17 protein-coding genes are annotated in these 21,362 nt (G+C 59.7%); 14 read left to right on the top strand and 3 right to left on the bottom strand.

The features are described 5' to 3' along the window. The first annotated feature begins 45 nt into the window (after positions 1-45). The 14 genes from hscA (at position 46) to BFP99_RS19360 (ending at position 13,983) form a co-directional block, all read left to right on the top strand. Complete coding sequence (gene hscA / locus BFP99_RS19425; RefSeq protein WP_065947927.1) at positions 46-1,908, top strand: Fe-S protein assembly chaperone HscA; 1,863 nt, start codon at positions 46-48, stop codon at positions 1,906-1,908. 3 nt (positions 1,909-1,911) lie between these two features. Then, a complete protein-coding gene (gene fdx / locus BFP99_RS19420; protein ID WP_065924869.1) occupies positions 1,912-2,253 on the top strand; it encodes an ISC system 2Fe-2S type ferredoxin in 342 nt (113 codons plus the stop codon). A gap of 14 nt (positions 2,254-2,267) precedes the next feature. After that, positions 2,268-2,468: a Fe-S cluster assembly protein IscX gene (gene iscX / locus BFP99_RS19415; RefSeq protein ID WP_065924868.1), complete on the top strand. Its 201-nt coding sequence runs from the start codon at positions 2,268-2,270 to the stop codon at positions 2,466-2,468. Positions 2,469-2,559: 91 nt separating this feature from the next. Continuing rightward, positions 2,560-2,985, top strand: coding sequence for a nucleoside-diphosphate kinase (ndk, locus tag BFP99_RS19410; RefSeq protein ID WP_017846179.1), 426 nt, complete (start codon positions 2,560-2,562; stop codon positions 2,983-2,985). Between the two features lie 29 nt (positions 2,986-3,014). Further along, on the top strand, positions 3,015-4,163 hold the full coding sequence (rlmN, locus tag BFP99_RS19405; protein ID WP_027605416.1) for a 23S rRNA (adenine(2503)-C(2))-methyltransferase RlmN: 1,149 nt from the start codon (positions 3,015-3,017) through the stop codon (positions 4,161-4,163). Between the two features lie 12 nt (positions 4,164-4,175). Further along, complete coding sequence (gene pilW / locus BFP99_RS19400; protein ID WP_065947926.1) at positions 4,176-4,934, top strand: type IV pilus biogenesis/stability protein PilW; 759 nt, start codon at positions 4,176-4,178, stop codon at positions 4,932-4,934. Continuing rightward, positions 4,934-5,935: a RodZ domain-containing protein gene (locus tag BFP99_RS19395; protein WP_065924866.1), complete on the top strand. Its 1,002-nt coding sequence runs from the start codon at positions 4,934-4,936 to the stop codon at positions 5,933-5,935. Before pilW ends, BFP99_RS19395 begins: the two co-directional genes overlap by 1 nt. 2 nt (positions 5,936-5,937) lie before the next feature. Continuing rightward, the gene (gene ispG / locus BFP99_RS19390) at positions 5,938-7,047 is read left to right on the top strand and encodes a flavodoxin-dependent (E)-4-hydroxy-3-methylbut-2-enyl-diphosphate synthase (RefSeq protein WP_003175952.1); all 1,110 of its coding nucleotides are present in this window, start codon (positions 5,938-5,940) and stop codon (positions 7,045-7,047) included. Between the two features lie 23 nt (positions 7,048-7,070). Then, entirely contained in the window at positions 7,071-8,360 is a 1,290-nt protein-coding gene (gene hisS, locus BFP99_RS19385; RefSeq protein WP_065924865.1) for a histidine--tRNA ligase, read from the top strand. Between the two features lie 41 nt (positions 8,361-8,401). Further along, positions 8,402-9,043 carry a YfgM family protein gene (locus tag BFP99_RS19380; RefSeq protein ID WP_027605420.1) on the top strand — a complete coding sequence of 214 codons (642 nt, stop codon included), beginning with the start codon at positions 8,402-8,404 and terminating at the stop codon, positions 9,041-9,043. After that, complete coding sequence (gene bamB / locus BFP99_RS19375) at positions 9,036-10,187, top strand: outer membrane protein assembly factor BamB (RefSeq protein WP_065924864.1); 1,152 nt, start codon at positions 9,036-9,038, stop codon at positions 10,185-10,187. The genes BFP99_RS19380 and bamB overlap by 8 nt, the downstream gene beginning before the upstream one ends. 204 nt (positions 10,188-10,391) lie before the next feature. After that, positions 10,392-11,861 (top strand): ribosome biogenesis GTPase Der, encoded by a 1,470-nt coding sequence (gene der, locus BFP99_RS19370; protein WP_065924863.1) that lies wholly within the window; start codon positions 10,392-10,394, stop codon positions 11,859-11,861. A gap of 194 nt (positions 11,862-12,055) precedes the next feature. Continuing rightward, a complete protein-coding gene (locus tag BFP99_RS19365; RefSeq protein WP_065924862.1) occupies positions 12,056-13,204 on the top strand; it encodes a pyridoxal phosphate-dependent aminotransferase in 1,149 nt (382 codons plus the stop codon). Beyond that, complete coding sequence (locus tag BFP99_RS19360) at positions 13,192-13,983, top strand: amidohydrolase (protein ID WP_065947925.1); 792 nt, start codon at positions 13,192-13,194, stop codon at positions 13,981-13,983. The genes BFP99_RS19365 and BFP99_RS19360 overlap by 13 nt, the downstream gene beginning before the upstream one ends. A 90-nt stretch (positions 13,984-14,073) precedes the next feature. On the opposite strand, the gene leuA is transcribed toward BFP99_RS19360, so the two are convergent. The 3 genes from leuA to BFP99_RS19345 form a co-directional block, all read right to left on the bottom strand. Continuing rightward, positions 14,074-15,753 carry a 2-isopropylmalate synthase gene (gene leuA, locus BFP99_RS19355; RefSeq protein WP_027605424.1) on the bottom strand — a complete coding sequence of 560 codons (1,680 nt, stop codon included), beginning with the start codon at positions 15,751-15,753 and terminating at the stop codon, positions 14,074-14,076. A gap of 370 nt (positions 15,754-16,123) precedes the next feature. Beyond that, positions 16,124-20,044, bottom strand: coding sequence for a membrane-targeted effector domain-containing toxin (locus BFP99_RS19350; RefSeq protein ID WP_065947924.1), 3,921 nt, complete (start codon positions 20,042-20,044; stop codon positions 16,124-16,126). Positions 20,045-20,539: 495 nt separating this feature from the next. Next, the gene (locus BFP99_RS19345; RefSeq protein WP_065924858.1) at positions 20,540-21,361 is read right to left on the bottom strand and encodes a M23 family metallopeptidase; all 822 of its coding nucleotides are present in this window, start codon (positions 21,359-21,361) and stop codon (positions 20,540-20,542) included. Between the last annotated feature and the right edge of the window lies 1 nt (position 21,362).

Below are 21,362 nucleotides of genomic sequence, written 5' to 3'. Positions count from 1 at the left end.
GCTGCCCGTGATGCGCGCCTGATAGACAGATAAGACCTGATTACCATGGCTCTACTGCAAATCGCCGAACCCGGCCAAAGCCCTCAACCGCACCAGCGTCGCCTGGCGGTGGGGATTGACCTGGGTACCACCAATTCCCTGGTTGCTGCCTTGCGCAGCGGCCTGTCCGAGCCGCTGCCCGACGCTGACGGCCAGGTGATCCTGCCGTCCGCCGTGCGCTATCACGCTGATCGCACCGAAGTCGGTGAGTCGGCCAAGTTGGCGGCGTCTACCGATCCTTTGAACACCGTGCTGTCGGTCAAGCGCTTGATGGGTCGTGGCCTGTCCGACGTCAAGCAATTGGGCGACCAGCTGCCGTACCGCTTTGTCGGTGGTGAATCCCATATGCCGTTCATCGACACGGTCCAGGGCCCGAAAAGCCCGGTGGAAGTGTCGGCGGATATCCTCAAGGTGCTGCGCCAGCGCGCGGAAACCACGCTGGGTGGCGAACTGGTCGGTGCGGTGATCACCGTCCCGGCGTATTTCGATGATGCCCAGCGCCAGGCCACAAAGGACGCGGCGAAACTCGCCGGCCTGAACGTGTTGCGCCTGCTCAACGAGCCGACTGCTGCGGCCGTGGCCTATGGCCTGGACCAGCATGCCGAAGGCCTGGTCGCTATTTACGACCTGGGTGGTGGCACTTTTGATATTTCGATCCTGCGCCTGACTGGCGGCGTGTTCGAAGTACTGGCTACCGGTGGCGATACAGCGCTGGGTGGCGATGACTTCGACCACGCCATCGCGGGTTGGATCATCAGCAGCGCCGGCTTGTCCGCTGACCTGGATCCGGGCGAGCAGCGTAACTTGCTGCAAACGGCCTGTGCCGCCAAGGAGGCGCTGACTGACGCTGCTTCTATTGACGTTTCCTACGGCAGTTGGTGCGCCAAGCTGACTCGCGAAGCCTTTGATTCGCTGATCGAACCGATGATCGCCCGCAGCCTGAAAGCCTGCCGTCGTGCCGTGCGTGACTCCGGTATCGAGTTGGAAGACGTCGGTGCCGTGGTCATGGTCGGCGGTTCAACCCGTGTGCCAAGGGTTCGCGAAGCCGTGGCCGAAGCCTTTGGTCGCCAGCCGCTGACGGAAATCGACCCGGACCAGGTGGTCGCCATCGGCGCCGCCATCCAGGCCGATACCCTGGCCGGCAATAAGCGCGATGGCGGCGAACTGCTGCTGCTTGACGTGATCCCGCTGTCCCTGGGGCTGGAGACCATGGGCGGGCTGATGGAGAAGGTGATTCCACGGAACACCACCATCCCCGTCGCTCGCGCCCAGGACTTCACGACCTATAAAGATGGTCAGACGGCGATGATGATTCATGTGCTGCAAGGCGAGCGCGAGCTGATCAGTGACTGCCGCTCCCTGGCGCGCTTTGAATTGCGCGGCATCCCGGCCATGGTCGCGGGTGCGGCGAAGATTCGCGTGACCTTCCAGGTCGACGCCGACGGCCTGCTCAGCGTCGCCGCGCGCGAGCTGGCGTCCGGCGTGGAGGCCAGCATCCAGGTCAAGCCGTCCTACGGCCTGACTGACGGTGAAATCGCCAAGATGCTCAAGGATTCGTTCCAATACGCCGGTGACGACAAGGTCGCGCGTGTACTGCGCGAGCAACAAGTGGATGCCCAGCGCCTGCTTGAAGCGGTGCAGGGCGCCCTGGATGCCGACGGCGAGCGTTTGCTGGATGCCGAAGAGCGCATGGTCATCGACCTGCAGATGCAGGAGCTGGCCGAACTGATGAAAGGCAACGATGGTTACGCCATCGAGCAGCAGACCAAGCGCTTGTCGCAGGTCACTGACGCCTTTGCTGCCCGCCGCATGGATCAGACGGTAAAAGCCGCACTGGCCGGGCGCAACCTGAATGAAATCGAGGAATAATTAATGCCGCAGGTCATTTTTCTGCCACACGCCGAGCATTGCCCGGACGGTATGGTTGTTGAGGCTGAGACCGGCAAGTCCATCCTCGAAGTTGCCCATGACAACCACATCGAGATCGAAAGTGCCTGTGGTGGTGTGTGCGCCTGCACCACCTGCCACTGCATCATTCGCGAAGGCTTCAGTAGCCTGGAAGAGGCCGATGAGCTGGAAGAGGATTTTCTTGATCGCGCCTGGGGCCTGGAAGCCACTTCTCGCCTAAGCTGTCAGGCAAAGGTCGGGACTGAAGACATCACCGTCGAAATTCCGAAATATTCGCTCAACCATGCGGCCGAAGCGCCGCACTGATTCAAGGAAGTGTCATGAGTCTTAAATGGGTTGATGTGCAAGAGATCGCTATCCTGTTGGCCGACGGCAACCCGGATACGGATCCCTATTCCCTGAATTTTGTTGCTTTGCGTGACATGGTCATGGCCTTGCCAGGCTTTGATGATGAGCGCGATCGCGGTGGCGAAAAGGTCCTGGAAGCTATCCAGACTGCCTGGAAAGAAGAGCAGGACTGACGCCTCCCTTACGCAGTTAGGCAATACCCAAGAACCCGCGTATAATTCGCGGGTTTAATTTTTCGTAAATTACCGTTTCTGGAGTTACACCATGGCTGTTCAACGTACTTTCTCCATCATCAAGCCTGACGCTGTTGCAAAAAACGTCATCGGCGAGATCACCACTCGTTTCGAAAAAGCCGGCCTGAAGGTTGTAGCTTCGAAACTCAAGCAACTGTCCAAGGCTGAAGCTGAAGGCTTCTACGCTGAGCACAGCGCTCGTGGCTTCTTCGGCGACCTGGTTGCCTTCATGATCTCCGGTCCTGTTGTTGTTCAGGTTCTGGAAGGCGAAAACGCCATCGCTCTGAACCGTGAGCTGATGGGCGCTACCAACCCTAAAGAAGCCGCTGCCGGCACCATTCGTGCTGACTTCGCTGACTCCATCGACGCCAACGCTGTTCACGGTTCGGACTCCGAAGCCGCTGCTGCTCGCGAAATCTCGTACTTCTTCGCAGCTACCGAAGTAACCACTCGCTAAGCATCGGCTTAAAGAGTGAGGGTGAATCCATGACGACATCGACTGTAAAAACCAACCTGCTGGGTCTGACTCAACAGGAAATGGAAAAATTCTTCGACTCAATCGGGGAGAAGCGTTTCCGTGCCGGTCAGGTAATGAAATGGATTCACCACTTTGGCGTCGACGATTTCGACGCCATGACGAACGTCAGCAAGGCCCTGCGCGACAAGCTCAAGGCTATTGCTGAAGTACGTGGCCCCGAAGTGGTCAGCGAGGACATCTCCAGCGACGGCACCCGTAAGTGGGTGGTGCGCGTAGCGTCCGGCAGCTGCGTCGAGACCGTGTACATTCCCCAGGGCAAGCGCGGTACCTTGTGCGTTTCGTCCCAGGCAGGCTGTGCCCTGGACTGCAGTTTCTGCTCCACCGGCAAGCAAGGCTTCAATAGCAACCTCACTGCCGCCGAAGTGATCGGCCAGGTGTGGATTGCCAACAAATCCTTTGGCAGCGTCCCGGCGACCGTCGACCGTGCCATCACCAACGTGGTGATGATGGGCATGGGTGAGCCGCTGCTGAACTTCGACAACGTCATCGCAGCCATGCACCTGATGATGGACGACCTGGGCTACGGCATCTCCAAGCGCCGTGTGACCCTGTCGACCTCCGGCGTGGTCCCGATGATCGATGAGCTGGCCAAGCACATCGACGTCTCCCTGGCGTTGTCGCTGCACGCACCCAATGACGCATTGCGTAACCAATTGGTGCCGATCAACAAGAAGTATCCGCTTAAGATGCTGCTCGAATCCTGCCAGCGTTATATGGCGACCTTGGGCGAAAAACGTGTGCTGACCATTGAGTACACCATGCTCAAGGATGTTAACGACAAGGTCGAACACGCGGTCGAGATGATTGAACTGCTCAAGAACACCCCGTGCAAGATCAACCTGATTCCGTTTAACCCGTTTCCACATTCTGGTTACGAGCGGCCAAGCAACAACGCCATTCGCCGTTTCCAGGATCAACTGCACCAGGCCGGCTACAACGTCACCGTGCGCACCACCCGTGGTGAAGACATCGACGCCGCCTGTGGTCAATTGGTCGGGCAGGTGATGGACCGCACCCGCCGCAGCGAGCGCTATATCGCCGTGCGTGAATTGAACGCCGCCGACGATCTGCCGCAAATTGCTGTGAATCGAATCTGAGAGAGGATCTCTATGCCCTTGCGCCTTGCGCTGCTTTTGCTTGTTACCGGCCTCGCCGCCGGTTGTGTTTCATCGGGCCATGACAGCCCTTTGCAAACCGGCAAGGGCCGTGACGAGGCGCGGGTTGCCTATGTGCAACTGGGGTTGGGTTACCTGCGCCAAGGCATGAGCGAGCAGGCCAAGGTGCCGTTGAAAAAAGCCCTTGAACTGGACAGCGACGATGCCGACGCCAATGCTGCGCTGGCCCTGGTGTTCCAGGCCCAGGCCGAGCCTGAACTGGCTGACCGGTATTTCAACAAAGCCCTGGCCGCACGGCCTGCCGATCCGAAATTGCTGAACAATTACGGCAGTTTCCTGTTCAAGCAAAAGCGTTTTGGCCAGGCCGCCCTTTATTTCCAGCAAGCCAGTACCGATACCCTCTATCCTGAGCGCGCGCGGGTGTTCGAGAACCTTGGGGTGACCTCGATGCGCCTCGGCCAGCGCGACAGCGCACGCCAGCAGCTGGAAAAAGCCCTGCACTTGAATGGCCATCAGCCACGAGCGCTGCTCGAAATGGCTGAGTTGTCCTACGAAGACAGGCATTATGTGCCGGCACGTGACTATTACGAGCGTTTTAGCCTGCTCAGCGGGCAAAATGCACGTAGTCTATTGCTCGGCGTGCGCCTGGCGACGGTTCATGAAGAACACGACACGGCCGCACGTTTTGGCCAGCAACTCGAACGACTCTATCCCGGTACGCCGGAATATCAGCAATACCTGTCGGAGCAATGATGAAAGCGGCGCACCCGGAAGTTGTAGCAGCTAATCGCGTAAACCCAGGCGACACCTTGCGTCAGGCCCGCGAAAGCAATGGTTGGTCGCTGGCGGAAGTGGCCCTCAAGCTCAATTTGACCACCACCTCCCTGGGCAACCTTGAGGCCGGCGCATTCGACAAGCTGCCTGGGCATACCTTCGCCCGTGGTTATATCCGCGCCTACGCCAAGTTGCTGGGCATCGACCAGGCCGTGTTGGTCCAGGAATTCGACCAGTTCACCGGCACCGACTCCCAGGGCAGCAATGTGCATGGCCTGGGTCGCATTGAAGAGCCGGTGCGGGTTTCCCACACAATCCTGCGGATTGTCAGCCTGTTGTTGCTGATCGCCGTGATCGGCGGCGGTTTCGTCTGGTGGCAAGACCAGACGTCCCAGCGCAGTAAAGACCTGACCAGCAACGCCATGGAGCACGTCGAAGTCGAGAGCGCCGACGGCACCACCCAGATTCATCCGCTGGATGAGCCGGAAGACCAGGCCGTTGCCCAAGGCCAGGCTGCCCCCGAAACCCCGGCCACCGCTGAGCCGTCCGAACCGGAAAGTGCCCCGACCGCTGCCGTACCGGCCCCAGTGACACCGGCCACGCCAGCCCATACCCCCGCGGCTCCGGTTGCCCAGGCTCATACACCGGCTGCTCCGGTCCCGGCGCCAGCGACTACGGCGCCAACCGCTCCGGCAGCCCCTGCGATTTCACCACCCACCACCCCTGCGTTGATCGCCGGTGACGGGCGTGTACAAATTACCTTCGTCGCTGACTGCTGGACGCAAGTCACCGATGGCAACGGCAAAGTGCTGGTCAGTGGTCTCAAGCGTAAGGGCGATACGCTCGACCTGGGCGGCAAGCCTCCTTTGACGCTGCGTCTGGGCTTCGCCCGTGGCGCGCAAGTGGCCTACAACGGCCAACCTGTAGACGTAGCGCCGTTCACCACTGGCGAGACCGCTCGCCTGAAGTTGGGACAATAGTCATGCACGGCGAATCTCCAATCAAACGTCGCGTATCGCGCAAGATCTGGGTCGGCTCGGTGCCGGTGGGTGGCGACGCCCCCATCGCGGTACAGAGCATGACCAACAGCGACACCAATGACGTTGCCGCTACCGTTGCCCAGATCAATCGCCTGGAAGCGGCCGGTGTAGACATCGTTCGGGTATCCGTCCCGGACATGGACGCTGCCGAGGCTTTCGGTCGCATCAAGCAGCTAGTCAAGGTGCCGCTGGTTGCCGACATTCACTTCGACTACAAGATCGCCTTGCGTGTGGCCGAGTTGGGTGTCGATTGCCTGCGCATCAACCCGGGCAACATCGGTCGTGAAGACCGTGTGCGCGCTGTGGTGGACGCTGCCCGTGATCGCGGGATCCCGATCCGCATCGGCGTCAACGCCGGTTCCCTGGAAAAAGACCTGCAAAAGAAGTACGGCGAGCCGACCCCGGCAGCGCTGGTCGAGTCTGCACTGCGTCATGTTGAACACCTCGAACGCCTGAACTTCCAGGACTTCAAGGTCAGCGTAAAGGCCTCCGACGTGTTCATGGCGGTGGAAGCCTACCGCCTGCTGGCCAAGGAAATCGTGCAGCCGCTGCACTTGGGCATCACCGAAGCCGGCGGTTTGCGCTCAGGCACAGTGAAATCTGCGGTGGGTCTCGGTATGCTGCTCGCCGAAGGGATTGGCGATACTATCCGCATCTCGTTGGCGGCAGACCCGGTAGAGGAAGTGAAAGTCGGCTACGACATTCTCAAATCCCTGCGTTTGCGTTCACGCGGCATCAACTTCATTGCCTGCCCGAGTTGCTCGCGGCAGAACTTCGACGTGGTGAAAACCATGAACGACCTGGAGTTGCGCCTCGAAGACCTGCTGGTGCCGCTGGATGTTGCAGTGATCGGTTGTGTGGTCAACGGCCCGGGTGAAGCCAAGGAAGCCCATGTGGGCTTGACCGGCGGTACACCGAACCTGATTTACATCGACGGTAAGCCGTCGCAGAAGTTAACGAATGACAATCTGGTGGATGAGCTGGAAAAGCTGATCCGCGAGAAAGCGGCCGAAAAGGTCGCGGCTGACGCAGCGCTGATCGCTCGCGGCTGATTGAACGAATTTAAGGATTTGATGTGAGCAAGTCTCTGCAAGCCATTCGTGGCATGAACGACATCCTGCCGGAGCAAACGCCGTTGTGGCGCTACCTCGAGGGTACTGTCGCGCGCCTGCTGGATAACTACGGTTACAAGCAGATCCGCATGCCGATCGTCGAGTTCACCGAGCTGTTCAAACGCTCCATCGGTGAAGTGACCGACATCGTCGAAAAAGAGATGTACACCTTTGAAGACCGTAACGGCGACTCCCTGACCTTGCGTCCGGAAGGTACTGCCGCGTGCGTGCGCGCCGTGCTTGAGCATGGCCTCACCGGTGCTGGCCAGCCGCAGAAACTGTGGTACATCGGCCCGATGTTCCGTCACGAACGTCCACAGAAAGGCCGTTATCGCCAGTTTCATCAGATCGGCCTGGAAGTATTCAACATCGACGGCCCGGACATCGACGCGGAGCTGATCGTGCTGACGTGGCGCCTATGGGGCCTGCTGGGCATCCGCGACGCGGTCAAGCTTGAGCTCAACAGCCTGGGCACCAGTGAATCCCGCGGCCGCTATAAAGTGGCCCTGGTCGAGTACCTGTCCGCCCACCTGGACAAGTTGGATGAAGACAGCCAGCGTCGTCTGAAGACCAACCCGTTGCGCGTCCTCGATACCAAGAACGCCGACACCCAGGCCGTGCTGGTCAATGCGCCGAAAATGGCCGATTACCTGGACGACGAATCCCGCATTCACTTCGAAGGCCTCAAGGCTCGTCTGGACGCGGCCGGCATTCCGTTCGTGATCAATACCAAGCTGGTGCGTGGCCTCGATTACTACAGCAAGACCGTGTTCGAGTGGGTCACCGACAAGCTCGGCGCCCAGGGCACCGTGTGTGCGGGTGGCCGTTACGACGGGCTGGTCGAGCAGATGGGCGGCAAGCCGACCACCGGCGTGGGCTTCGCCATGGGGATCGAGCGGCTGATCCTGCTGCTGGAAACCCTGGAGAAGGTTCCGGAAGAAATCTCCCGTCAGGTGGACGTGTACCTGTGTGCCTTTGGCGAGGCCGCCGAACTGGCCGCCCTGGCCCTGAGCGAAAAAGTACGTGACCAGTTGCCAAACCTGCGCCTTCAGGTCAATGCCGGCGCAGGCAGCTTCAAGAGCCAGTTCAAGAAGGCCGACAAGAGCGGTGCACTGTACGCACTGATCCTGGGCGATGACGAGCTGGCCCAGCAAGTGATAGGTTTCAAACCCCTGCGTGGCCAGGGCGAGCAACAGAACATTGCCTTTGATGCGCTCGCTGCGCACTTGGCCACCTGCGTCGTGCAGGGTTGAAGCTGTCGAACAGCCGAATTTAGCGATTAAGGAGTATTGGGGTGTCGAGTACTGATGATGAGCAGTTGGCCGAGTTCAAGGACTGGTGGCAGCGTAACGGCAAGCCCCTGGTTACTGGCGGTCTGCTGGCTTTAGTGGTGGTGTTCGGCTGGCAAGCCTGGACAAAGTATCAGGCCAACCAGTCCCAGGGCGCCTCGATCGTTTATCAGCAATTGCTGGAAACTACACTGACCCCGGACGGCAAGCCCGACCCCGCGCAGGTTGCAGACCTGGCCGGCAAGCTGAAGAACGAATTCGGCGGCAGCACCTACGCCCAATACGGCAGCCTGTTCGTCGCGAAAGTCGCGGTCGATACCGGCAAGCTGGATGACGCCGCCGCAGAACTCAAGGCCATCGCCGACAAGCCGACCAACCCGACCCTGGGTGAAATCGCGCGTCAGCGCCTGGCCCAGGTATTGGCGGCACAGAACAAGGCTGACGAAGCACTCAAACTGCTCGACGGCGATGCGGACAAGGCATTTGTAGCCACTCGCGAAGAGCTCAAGGGCGACCTGTTGGTCCAATTGGGTCGTACCGACGAAGCCAATGCTGCGTACAAGAAAGCCAAGGCGGCGCTGTCTGATGAAGCGGCAGTCGGTGGCTTACAAATCAAGCTGGACGACCTGGCCAAAGGGGATGCATGACGTGATCCGTTGGAAACATGCAGCATTGCTGGCTCTGGCCGTTCTGGCCGCGGGTTGCAGCAGCAACAGTAAAAAAGAACTGCCTCCGGCCGAGCTGACCAGCTTCAAGGAAGAAGTCGTCCTGCAAAAGCAATGGAGCCGCTCCATCGGTGACGGCCAGGGCGAGACCTACAATATGCTGGTGCCGGCAATCGACGGTGACAACATTGTGGCCGCTGACGTAACCGGCGTGGTGATCTCCATGGATCGCATGAACGGCGACGTGAAGTGGAAGAAAGACCTTGAATTGCCGGTGTCCGGCGCCGTAGGCGTGGGTTACGGCATGGTCATGCTCGGCACGCTCAAGGGCGAAGTCGTGGCGCTGGACTCCAGCACCGGTGAAGAGAAATGGCGCGCTCGCGTGACCAGTGAAGTCCTCGCACCGCCTGCCACCAACGGCGATATCGTCGTGGTGCAAACCCAGGATGACCGTGTGATCGGCCTGGACGCCAGCACCGGCGAACAGCGTTGGTTGTACGACAGCACCCCGGCGGTGCTGACCTTGCGCGGTACCAGTGGTCCGGTTGTGACCAACAATCTGGCCGTTGCAGGCCTGTCGACCGGTAAAGTAGTCGCCTTGGACACCAGGAACGGCGTGCCTGCCTGGGAAACCCGTGTGGCCATCCCCCAAGGTCGTTCCGAGCTGGATCGCGTAGTGGACATCGACGGTGGCTTGCTGCTGTCGGGCGAAACCCTCTACGTCGCCACTTACCAAGGCCGCGTTGCCGCGCTGGACCTGCAGAGCGGCCGTGTCAACTGGCAGCGCGATGCTTCCAGTTATGCGGGTGTCGCCCAAGGGTTTGGCAGCGTCTACGTAAGCCTGGCGTCCGGCACCGTTGAAAGTGTCGACGAGCGTTCCACCACTGCACTGTGGAGCAATGACTCCCTGGCCCGTCGTCAACTGTCGGCTCCGGAAGTGTTCTCCAGCTATGTAGCGGTCGGCGACTTCGAAGGCTACCTGCACCTGCTGAGCCAGGTGGATGGTCGTTTTGTAGGTCGTGAGCGTATCGACAGTGACGGCCTGCGTGCTCGTCCGCTGGTGGTGGGCAACATGCTTTATGTGTTTGGCAACAGCGGCAAGCTGGAAGCCCTGACCATCAAGTAAGAACTATGCTTGGGGGTAACCCCTCAAGCAGCTTCACCTGTAGGAGCGAGCTTGCTCGCGAAAATCGTTAACGATAACGCGTGCTGTCTGAATAAACGCGGTGCCATTGCGTTTTTCGCGAGCAAGCTCGCTCCTACAGTCGAGCACCAGCCGCTGCCTTGCAGCGGCTTTTGTATTTTCTGAAATAACGAAGTGGAGAGCCGCATGGTTCCCGTAATCGCCCTGGTGGGCCGACCTAACGTCGGCAAGTCCACCTTGTTCAACCGCCTGACCAGGACTCGTGACGCCATTGTCGGCGACTTGTCCGGTCTGACCCGTGATCGCCAATACGGTGAGGCAAAGTGGCAAGGGCGCTCCTACATTATTGTCGACACCGGTGGTATCTCCGGTGATGAGCATGGCATGGACGAAAAGATGGCCGAGCAGTCCCTGCTGGCCATTGAAGAAGCCGATGTCGTGTTGTTCCTGGTGGACGCCCGCGCGGGCTACACCGCTGCCGACCAGATGATTGGCGAGCACCTGCGCAAGCGCAACAAGCGTTCCTATCTGGTCGCCAACAAGATCGACAACATCGATCCTGAGGCGGCCCGTGCCGAATTCAGCCCGATGGGGCTTGGCGACGCGATCCCGGTCGCCGGTGCCCACGGTCGCGGCATCACCCAGATGCTGGAAGTCGCCCTGCGCGACTTCCCTAAGGATGACGCCGAGGAAGAAGAAGGCGAAGAAGAGATCGTTGCCGAAGGCGAGGAAGCCAAGCGCATTCCTGGCCCAAGCGAAAAAGACGGTATCAAGATTGCGATCATCGGTCGCCCGAACGTGGGCAAGTCGACCCTGGTCAACCGCATGCTCGGTGAAGACCGGGTAATCGTCTACGACCAGCCCGGCACCACCCGCGACAGCATCTACATCCCGTTCGAGCGTAACGACGAGAAGTACACGCTGATCGACACCGCCGGTGTGCGCAAACGCGGCAAGATCCACGAGGAAGTTGAAAAGTTCTCCGTGGTGAAAACCCTGCAGGCGATCAAAGACGCCAACGTGGTGATCTTCGTGATGGACGCCCGCGAAGGCGTGGTGGACCACGACCTCAACCTGCTGGGTTTTGCCCTCGAAGCCGGTCGTGCCCTGGTCATCGCGATCAACAAGTGGGACGGCATGACGCCGAGCGAGCGCGATTTCGTCAAGATCGAGCTGCAGCGCCGCCTGTTCTTCGTCGAGTTCGCCGATATCCACTTTATCTCGGCCCTGCACGGCACGGGTGTGGGTAACCTCTACGCTTCCGTACAGAATTCGTTCAAGTCCGCCGTTACCCGTTGGCCGACCAACCGTCTGACCCAGATCCTCGAAGACGCCGTTGGCGAGCACGCACCGCCGATGGTCAACAACCGCCGGATCAAACTGCGTTACGCCCACTTGGGTGGTGCCAACCCGCCGATTATCGTGATCCACGGTAACCAGATCGAGAAGGTGCCCAAGTCCTATGTGCGTTACCTGGAAAACACCTACCGCCGTGTCCTGAAACTGGTCGGTACGCCGATCCGTATCGAGTTCAAGGGTGGCGAGAACCCGTACGAAGGCAACAAGAACACATTGACTGACCGGCAGGTGAACAAGAAGCGTCGTTTGATGACTCACCACAAGAAGGCCGACAAGAAGCGCAGGGATAAAAAGTAGCAGCTGCAAGTTGTAAGCTACAAGCTGCAAGCTAAAGCGGGTTTGCTTGCGGCTTGAAGCTTACAGCTTGTAGCTCAAACCGCCAGGCACATAAAAGGGCTCTGAATGAGCCCTTTTATGTGCCTGGCGGTTTGCCCCTTGACCTGCTTGCAGCTTGCAGCTTAAAACTTGCAGCTCACCCGAAGGGGGCTCCCATGATCACCAGCAAGCTGCCAAATGTCGGCACGACTATTTTCACTACCATGTCGCAACTCGCTGCCGAAACCGGCGCGCTCAACCTGTCCCAGGGGTTTCCCGACTTCAATGGGCCTCAGGCTTTGCTCGATGCCGTGGGCAAACATGTCGCCAGCGGGCACAACCAATATTCACCGATGACCGGCCTGCCGGCCTTGCGCCAGCAAGTGGCGGCCAAGATCGCCCGCAGCTATGGCGCCACGGTGAATGCCGACAGTGAAGTGACCATCACCCCTGGCGCCACCGCCGCGATCTTCTGCGCGATCCAGGCGGTGATTCGCACTGGCGATGAGGTCATTGTGTTCGACCCCTGCTACGACAGCTATGAGCCCTCAGTCGAACTGGCCGGTGGCCGCTGCGTGCATGTGCAACTGAGCCTGCAAGGCTTTGCATTGGACTTCGAGAGGATCAAGGCCGCGCTGTCGCCACGTACGCGCATGATCATCCTCAATACTCCGCACAACCCAACCGGCGCGCTGATCAGCCGCGCCGAGCTGGACCAGTTGGCCGAACTGATCCGCGACCGCGATATCTACCTGGTCAGCGACGAGGTCTACGAACACCTGGTATTCGACGGCGTGCCCCACGTCAGCGTGCTGGCCCATGAAGAGCTGTACCCGCGAGCGTTCGTGGTCAGCTCCTTCGGCAAGACCTACCACGTCACCGGCTGGAAAACCGGCTACGTGGTCGCGCCACCGGCCCTGACGGCCGAACTGCGCAAGGTGCATCAATACGTCAATTTCTGTGGCGTGACCCCGTTGCAGTTCGCGTTGGCCGATTTCATGGCCGAACACCCGGAGCACGTCGATGAACTGCCGGGGTTCTACCAGGCCAAGCGCGACCTGTTCTGCGACCTGCTGGCACCGTCGCGTTTCAGCTTTAGCCGGGTGGCCGGTACCTACTTCCAGTTGGTCGATTACTCACAAATACGCCCGGACCTGGATGACGTCGCCATGTCCCTGTGGATGACCCGCGAGCATGGCGTGGCGACCATCCCGGTCTCGGTGTTCTACCAGAGCCCACCGCAAGGCCAGCGCCTGGTGCGCCTGTGTTTTGCCAAGCGCGAGGAGACGCTGCGACAAGCGGCTGAAAAACTATGCGTGATCTGACGGCATTGCCTGACTTGAATATCGCCCTGGTCCAGACCACCCTGGCCTGGCACGACCGCCAGGCCAACCTCGAGCATTTCGAGGGGCTGCTGGAGCAGGTCCGCGGCGCCGACCTGATCGTGCTGCCGGAAATGTTCACCACCGGTTTCTCCATGGCGTCGCAAACCCTCGCCGAGCCGGAAAACGGCCCGACCCATCAGTGGCTCCAGGCCCAGGCTGCGAAGTACAACGCCGTGATCACCGGCAGCGTGATCATCCAGGCCGCTGATGGCAGCCACCGCAACCGCCTGTTGTGGGCGCGGCCGGATGGCGAGGTGTTGCACTACGACAAGCGTCATCTGTTTCGTATGGCCGGTGAACACAATCACTACACCCCCGGCGAGCGCCAGGTGCAGTTCGAATTAAAAGGCTGGCGTGTTCGGCCGCTGATTTGCTACGACCTGCGCTTCCCGGTGTGGAGTCGGGATGCCCAGGACACTGACTTGCTGCTGTACACCGCCAATTGGCCGGGGGCGCGGCGCCAGCATTGGAACCGCTTGTTGCCGGCGCGGGCTATCGAGAACCTGTGCTACGTAGCGGCGGTGAATCGAGTGGGCACCGACGGCAAGGGCTTTGCCTACACTGGTGATAGCCAGGTGCTGGATTTCCAGGGTGAGAGCCTGCTGAGTGCGGGGGAGGCGGACGGGGTGTTCCAGGTGTGCCTGGACGCGGCTGAACTGGCGGCGTACCGCACCAGGTTTCCGGCGAACCTGGATGCCGATAGCTTTCAGTTTGTCTGACAGGCCGTTATCGGGGGCAACCCAAATCTGAAACTCAATAAAAAAGGCCCCTGGATTCTCACCCAGGGGCCTTCTGTATGACGGCGAAGGTTACGCCGCTTTCGCTTCCTGCTGGCTCAACGAGCGGTTCAGCGCACTGAACAGTGCCTTGAAGCTCGCCGTGGTGATGTTTTCATCAATACCCACGCCATGCACCGGGCGTTCACCGTTCACACGCAGCTCGATATAGGCCGCGGCCTTGGCGTTGGTGCCCGCGCCGATGGCATGTTCGTTGTAGTCCATGATCTCCACCCCAATCGGCAGGCCGGCTACCAGGGCTTCCAGTGCGCCGTTGCCTTTGCCTTTCCAGTGCAGGTTGGTTTCGCCCTGGCCCTTGCCCGAGACTTCCACTTCGACAAAGCTGTTGCCGTTTTCTTCCTGCAGGCGATGGCTGACCAGCGCGTACGGAGTGTTGGCTTGCAGGTATTCACGCTGCAGCAACGCGTAGATCTGCGGTGCGGTCATCTCCAGGCCCACACGGTCGGTTTCGGCCTGGACCACCTGGCTGAATTCGATCTGCATGCGGCGCGGCAAGCTGATGTCGTATTCCTGCTCCAGCAGGTAGGCGATGCCGCCTTTGCCCGACTGGCTGTTCACCCGAATCACCGCCTCGTAGCTGCGACCGATATCGGCCGGATCGATCGGCAAGTACGGCACTTCCCACAGCGCATCCTCTTTCTGCTGGGAGAAGCCTTTGCGGATCGCGTCCTGGTGAGAACCGGAGAAGGCGGTGTGCACCAGATCGCCGACGTACGGATGACGTGGGTGTACCTGGATCTGGTTGCACTCCTCGACGACTTTACGCACGCCGTCGATGTCGGAGAAGTCCAGCTGCGGGTCGAGGCCCTGGGTGTACATGTTCAAGGCCACGGTGACGAGGTCGACGTTACCGGTACGCTCGCCGTTACCGAACAGGCAACCCTCGACACGGTCCGCGCCGGCCATCAGGCCCAGCTCGGTGGCGGCTACGCCGGTGCCGCGGTCGTTGTGGGTGTGCAGGCTGATGATCACGCTGTCGCGACGGTTGATATGGCGACCGAACCACTCGATCTGGTCGGCATAGATGTTCGGCGTCGCGCACTCGACGGTGGCTGGCAGGTTGAGGATCATCTTGTGCTCAGGCGTCGGGTTCCAGACCTCGATCACGGCATCGCAGACTTCCTTGGCGAACTCCAGTTCGGTAGCGCTGAAAGTCTCCGGCGAGTACTCGAAGGTCCACTGGGTTTCCGGCTGCTGGGCGGCGTACTTGACGAACAGCTTGGCCGCGTTGACCGCGATGGCCTTGATGCCGTCCTTGTCCTGGTTGAACACGATGCGGCGGAACGACGGCGATGTGGCGTTGTACAGGTGCACGATGGCCTTTTTGGCGCCGCGCAGGGATTCGAAGGTGCGTGCGATCAAGTCTTCACGGCCCTGGGTCAGCACCTGGATGGTGGTGTCCTCGGGGATGTGGTTGTCTTCGATCAGGGTACGCACGAAGTCGAAGTCGGTTTGCGATGCGGCAGGGAACGACGCCTCGATTTCCTTCACGCCGACCGCGACCAGGGTCTTCCAGAAGCGCAGCTTTTTCACCGCGTCCATCGGCTCGATCAGCGACTGGTTGCCATCACGCAGGTCGGAACTGCACCAGATCGGCGCGGTGGTGATGGTTTTGGAAGGCCAGGTGCGGTCCGGGATATCGATGGTCGGAAACGCGCGGTACTTCGAAGACGGGTCTTTGAGCATGCTCATCGGGAAATCCTTTGTTGTAGGGGCCGAGAAAAGGCGGCCTGCCGTAGAACTGTTTTTAGGGATAAAACGTAAAGACGAGGCAGATCGATTCAGCCTGGCAGTCGTGCGCTGACGAGGCACAGGCTGCGGTGCTGGCGAAGCTGGATGAGGGTGTGAGAGGTTTTCATGGATTTAACCCTACCCGGGGGGGATAGGAGATGGCAAGCGCTCAAGAAAAATTGATAGAAAATCTACGGTTTCGCATTTTTGTAGTTTTTTATTGTTTGTTTTGTGGTTTTTTGTGGTTTTTATTTTGCTCATCTTCGTGGGTGCGCAATGGGCGGTTGCCGTACGGCGACGTTAGCGCCGGTACGGCATCCTGGGTTGCCTGCTACGGTAGTCGTAGATCATCAACGTTTTGCTTGAATTCAATATCCGGTTGTAAATCGGCGAAACTTGGGGAGGTAGTGTCTTTCGCGGCTGGGGGGATCGCCAAGCTTTTTGCGCCCTGGGGAGCCTCGATAATCGAGATTCCGACCCCTTTGTTCAACTCGGCAACCCCTGGAACACCGGCGGCCGTATTCATGTGCACGTTGCCAACCAACGCCACCCATTTCTCCCCCGGTGGTGTCTTCCCAATGATTTTTGTCGCGTAGTAATTGAAGTCTGACAAGCGCTCTTGGACGTAGCCTTGGTTACCAGCCCTGGCCGCGAAGTTATCGCTATGGGCTGTGAGGTAAGGATGCTCGAGCCCTATGACCTTAATGCCGTGTTTGTCGGCTTCCTGAATGAGGTCATACGGGGTCGGACTGTTTGGTGCATAGGTTGAGTAATCGTAAGGGCGGGGATAGGCATATCTCGCATCCTGAGGTTGATAGGCGCCGGCGCCGAACACTGGAGAGCCCTCGAAGTACGGGGCATTTTCGAGATAAATCGTTGTGACTCCGTTTGCTTTTAAGTTCGCCATGTTTTCAATGATGAACTTGTAGCCCCCTGGCTCGTCGTGAAGTTCGCCTATGACCAGGCCATTTACATCGGCTGGCGCCAAGGTCGATTTAATCAGTTGGGCCGACGTCGCATTGTCAGGGATGGCTGGAATGGCAGGCCGTGCCGGCAGTTGCCCCGCACTCATGCGGGCAAAGAAGTCCTGCACGTCACGCCTGAACCAACGCCTCAGTTGCCCGGTGGTGGCCGCGTTCCCGTCGAAGTCTCTGGCCGCTTGGCCACTGAGCACGCGATCCATATATTCGTCGCCCGGTGGTGAAGTTCGTCCTCTGTGCCTCTTGGCGCCGGGCAACTCACTCAGGCGCCATTCCCCTGTCCCGGTTGATTCCATGAACGCCACATTCTTGTAGATGCTGGGGGCATCCGACGGCACTTTGGGATCGATAATACTGACCCGTCCATGCCTGGCGTTGAACACAGAATAAATCTGGTAGGGGCGGTTGATTCCGGTGCTGTCGGTATAGCGGATGTAACAGTTTTCTCCCACTTGATAAATGCCATTGGCGTCTGGTCTGACGCCTCTAAGCGTGTCTTCAGGGACGGAATAGGCGCTCAGGTCTCGCGGTGGCGTAACGGATTGCGCGACGGGGCTGGGGATTGCCTGGGACGCCCTGATGCCCGCGCTGGTCGAAGGGACGGCAGGCGGGACAGGCGCGCCGGGCGGGGGCGTTCCCTGGGTGAGCAGCGACCTTGCGACGGGAGCGGCGGGGACGGGCGTTCCCGCCGCGCGAAACACCGGACGCAAAGGCGTGCTCGGCACATGGGGCAGGCCTGATGCAAGCGCGGTGAAGTCGGCGAAAAGGTTGACCCGGCCGCCGCGTGTGAGCAGTCCACCTGGCAAGTGCCGGGCATTGCCCTGGATGGTTTTCAGTGCCGCTCGGCCGAGCCGACTGCCCACCTTTACCCCGGTAGAAATGCCCTTGCCGATGACTGGTATGAAGTCCAGAAACAGGCTGCCCACCTCCACGCCAAACATGATCTTGTTACGCGTCGATTCGGCGTTCACTTCTGCGCTGCTGGTTGACTGGAAGTCGGCTTTATCGATTAGCAAGCGCGTCTGTTGAGTGAACAATTCATCGTGGATGTCTGTTTCCATCGGCTTTAGGGTTATGGAACCAGCGAGGCTTTTTCTTCCTTTGTCAAGAACCTCGGCGGCTGCAAGAAGGTCGGTGCCCCCACTGGTGACGACTCGGCGCGCAGCGTCCACGGATTGCTGAAAATCGTCCTTTTCCGTTGGCGATTTTCTGCTCTGGGTATAGGCCTGCCATTCTTTCTTCTCCAGCAGCGTCGTCAATGCGTCCAGGTTGGGCAGTTCCCTGAACGCCAGTCCGTCGGGGGCTCCGGGGCTGTAGAGCACCACAGAAGCGTCGGTTTGATTGCCGATGACCATCACGCCGCGAACCGGTAGGCCCAGCTGGAGCAGGGTGTTGGCAACAATCGTTTGTCCATCCACCTTCGCACGCTGGGCCGGATCCGGATGATCCAGAACCGCGTTGATCCACTGTACGCCCCGCTTCAAGGTCTTGTCGGTGCTGGCATCGGCTTGGAACCCACCGGGGTTGAGTTGTGCCAGGAAGGCTTCTTTCACCATCAAGTCGGCATTGCTGGCTTTCCACGCCTTGTGTAAATCAGCAGCCGGCCCCGATGCGGCATCCGGCGCCATGCGCGTCTCCAGCAGCTTGGTGTATTCGCCACCCACATCTGCGGTGTAGACCAGGTGCTTGAGTTGTTGTGTATCGAGGGTGATCGGCCGCCTCTGATCATCTGGAACCGGTGAGCCCTTGGTGTCTTGCAGCGCCAGGGTCATGGTGGTTTCGGTGTGCTTGTGGCTTTCGCCCATTTCCCAGTGGCTTGGGTTTTTCAGGGCCAGGTCGGACAGTGACAGATAGGTGATGGTAGTGGAGGGGGGTTGTGGAATGCCGGAGCGACCGAGGTGGAAACGCGTCTTGGTGACTACTTTAACCATCAGTTGATCGGCGTCCACATTGGCCTGGGGGTAAGCCTGTTTCAGCGCCTCATTCATTTGCGACGTGGCAAAGCTGGATAAGGACGGAATGTTTTCCAGCAGGGGGGCGAGTTGTTCAGCGCTCTTTGTCGCTTTCCCTTCCAAGTGGCTGTAGAGCAATTCTTGAGCGGGGCTGAGGTTTTTCAACCAGCCCGGCTGGCCTTTCTCGGCCAATTTCTCGTTACGCGCAAGCATGGCGTTGCTGCCGTCGACTTGTGCCGACCAGTCAGCGGCATCATCCAGGGCCGTCATGAGCGTCGGCCCCAGCGTTGATGTGGGGCTTGATGGCCGCTGCGGGGTGAATGTCCTGGCCATCAACGCATCGACTTCCGCGCCCTGGCGCTGGAGCAGCAAATTTATCCCCTCTGCCTGCACATCCCCGGCCAGGGGTGCCACGCCTAGCATCAAGTCATCCCCCGTAGGCGGCGACGCGCGGTTTTGCAGCGAAAGCGGCAGGCTTTGCCTCAACAGCTCGGCGGCCGGCCCGCCGCTGTCGAGCCGTTGCGCCAATGCTTCGCGTAACAGTGCCGGGGTTGCGAATTCCTCGAAACCTTCGCTGGGGGTATAGAGCACCACGGGGCCATTCTGGTCGTTGAGCTTAATCTCCCGACCGGTGGCAGGCCAGGTCGGGGTGGACGCTGAAGAGCCATCCTTGCTGGTGATCATGAACGCACCGGCGAAGGCTGCACCCTGTACTGTGCCGTCATCAATGGTGATGGGGTACACACCGGGCCTTGATCCGTCAGGCAGTTTACTTTCCCGTTCCTCTAGAGACGGGTAGCGCAGCGCGTTGTCGATCAACTCTTTACTGGCCGGGCTCAGCGTGCCGTCCATCTTGCGGATGGCTGCCAAGGTCGACAGTTGCTGTTTGTGGACCCATAACAGTTGGTCCTGTGGCGAGGGCGAGTTCGCTGAAAGCTGGGGCGTGGTCCAGTATTCCCGAAGCGTCTGAGCGTACTCGGTGGCAATGCTCCTGGCGATGGTGTGCAGCGAGGCGGTGGGCTGGAGGACATTGACTGCCTCATCGGGCGCTGGCCGGGTCACAAATTCGGTCCTGACCCCCGGTGTCTCGAATAGCTGTTTGCTCGGGTTGGCATAGATTTCCCGAATCGCACGGCTCAAGGCAGTCATTATCGGCTCGGAGGATTTCAACTGTTCTACGCCGTTGTTTGACGTATAGCTATTGAACGAAACCTTGTCCGGGTCGAGGGGATTCAGTTGAGGAAACGCCTGTGCCAGCCGTGTCTGCAAAAAGTTTTTGAAATCAGGACGCTGGCGTTGCTCTGAGGCCATCTCGTCCATGAGGCTGGAGTACTGTTCATTCAGTAGCTGCAGATCGCCGATCTTGAAGTGATTCGAGAGAGGGCTGCGGATGGCAGTGGCGGGGTTTATGTCCGATGAGTAAGGGGCGGAGAGGCTGGCGAGTCCCCGTATGGACGAACGAGACCTGGCGGGGGCGGGTTGTGGGCCTGGGCTGTCGTTCTGGACTGTTGGCGTAGATGATGCAGGGCGAGAAGGTGGAATAACGGTTTGGGGTTGCGCGGGCTTGAAGTCAGAGATATGCATTAAGGAAACTCCACAAGACTTGCTTTATGTGTCCTTGTGAGCGAATTGTCCTCCCTGGGACTCGATGTGTGGGTGGCAAGTCAAGCGATGACGGTTCCTTCGAAAATAGGCGGGAATGGCGACGCACTGTGTCGAGATCGGCGCCATGGTTGTTGAAAGAGGGCGGTCGTCAGTGACCGGTCTATACGTGGGGTTTGAACGTCCAGACCGGGCTGAATGCGCTGCCGCGTATCAGGGCTGGAAGGCGCCGATAAATATCGCAGGATCGACCCGTGCGTCATTGAGGCTGATATTCCAATGCATATGCGGCCCGGTCGCACGGCCCGTCGAGCCGACCTTGCCCACCACCGTACCGCGCACCAGTTGATCGCCGACTTTTACATCGATCTTCGACATATGGCAGAACATGCTGATAAAGCCCTGGCCGTGGTCGACAAACACGGTATTGCCATTGAAGAAGTAGTTGCCGGTCAGAATCACCTTACCGTTCGCCGGCGTCTTGATCGGTGTACCGGCCGGCACGGCAAAGTCCAGGCCCGAATGAGGATTGCGCTCTTCATCGTTGAAGAAACGGCGTACGCCAAACTTGCTCGACAGCGGCCCGTTCACCGGTTTGTCCAGCACCAGGTTGCTCGGCAGGTTCGGGCTGAAACTGCGATAGGCCTTGAGCTGCACGGCCAACTCGCCCTCGATGCGCTTGAGCTGCGCCGGGTCGGGGTTGACCTGGCTTTTGTTCTTCAGGGTGATGCGCTGTTCCGGGTATTTCTTGTAGCCGACGATAAACGGCAGGCTGCGCCCGCCGCTGCTGATGCGCTCGTTGCCCGGCTTGACCGTCAGCGGGATGCCGACAATCGCCAGCCAGTTGTCCTGCTCCTTCACCACCAGCACGGGTTTGCCCTGGTACGTGGCTTTCGGCGCGGTAGCCGAAGGGCCCAGTTCAACCACCGCAACGCCGCCGGGCACCGGCTTGTTCAAGGTACGGCTGATATAGCTGTCGGCATGAGCGTTAACGGCGAGGCATAGCAGCAACAACACACTAAAGAAACGTGGCATC

This window comes from Pseudomonas sp. 1 R 17, assembly GCF_900067035.1.
In the GTDB taxonomy this organism is placed as follows: Bacteria; Pseudomonadota; Gammaproteobacteria; order Pseudomonadales; family Pseudomonadaceae; genus Aquipseudomonas; species Aquipseudomonas marginalis.
Note: the sequence above shows the minus strand (reverse complement) of the source record. Positions and strands in the feature narration are given on the sequence as shown.

What these genes read in the sequence shown, in the direction of transcription:
- hscA (WP_065947927.1), top strand. Translation starts at nt 46, where the DNA reads ATGGCTCTACTGCAAATCGCCGAACCCGGCCAAAGCCCTCAACCGCAC.
- fdx (WP_065924869.1), top strand. Translation starts at nt 1,912, where the DNA reads ATGCCGCAGGTCATTTTTCTGCCACACGCCGAGCATTGCCCGGACGGT.
- iscX (WP_065924868.1), top strand. Translation starts at nt 2,268, where the DNA reads ATGAGTCTTAAATGGGTTGATGTGCAAGAGATCGCTATCCTGTTGGCC.
- ndk (WP_017846179.1), top strand. Translation starts at nt 2,560, where the DNA reads ATGGCTGTTCAACGTACTTTCTCCATCATCAAGCCTGACGCTGTTGCA.
- rlmN (WP_027605416.1), top strand. Translation starts at nt 3,015, where the DNA reads ATGACGACATCGACTGTAAAAACCAACCTGCTGGGTCTGACTCAACAG.
- pilW (WP_065947926.1), top strand. Translation starts at nt 4,176, where the DNA reads ATGCCCTTGCGCCTTGCGCTGCTTTTGCTTGTTACCGGCCTCGCCGCC.
- BFP99_RS19395 (WP_065924866.1), top strand. Translation starts at nt 4,934, where the DNA reads ATGAAAGCGGCGCACCCGGAAGTTGTAGCAGCTAATCGCGTAAACCCA.
- ispG (WP_003175952.1), top strand. Translation starts at nt 5,938, where the DNA reads ATGCACGGCGAATCTCCAATCAAACGTCGCGTATCGCGCAAGATCTGG.
- bamB (WP_065924864.1), top strand. Translation starts at nt 9,036, where the DNA reads ATGCATGACGTGATCCGTTGGAAACATGCAGCATTGCTGGCTCTGGCC.
- der (WP_065924863.1), top strand. Translation starts at nt 10,392, where the DNA reads ATGGTTCCCGTAATCGCCCTGGTGGGCCGACCTAACGTCGGCAAGTCC.
- BFP99_RS19365 (WP_065924862.1), top strand. Translation starts at nt 12,056, where the DNA reads ATGATCACCAGCAAGCTGCCAAATGTCGGCACGACTATTTTCACTACC.
- BFP99_RS19360 (WP_065947925.1), top strand. Translation starts at nt 13,192, where the DNA reads ATGCGTGATCTGACGGCATTGCCTGACTTGAATATCGCCCTGGTCCAG.
- leuA (WP_027605424.1), bottom strand. Translation starts at nt 15,753, where the DNA reads ATGAGCATGCTCAAAGACCCGTCTTCGAAGTACCGCGCGTTTCCGACC.
- BFP99_RS19350 (WP_065947924.1), bottom strand. Translation starts at nt 20,044, where the DNA reads ATGGACGAGATGGCCTCAGAGCAACGCCAGCGTCCTGATTTCAAAAAC.
- BFP99_RS19345 (WP_065924858.1), bottom strand. Translation starts at nt 21,361, where the DNA reads ATGCCACGTTTCTTTAGTGTGTTGTTGCTGCTATGCCTCGCCGTTAAC.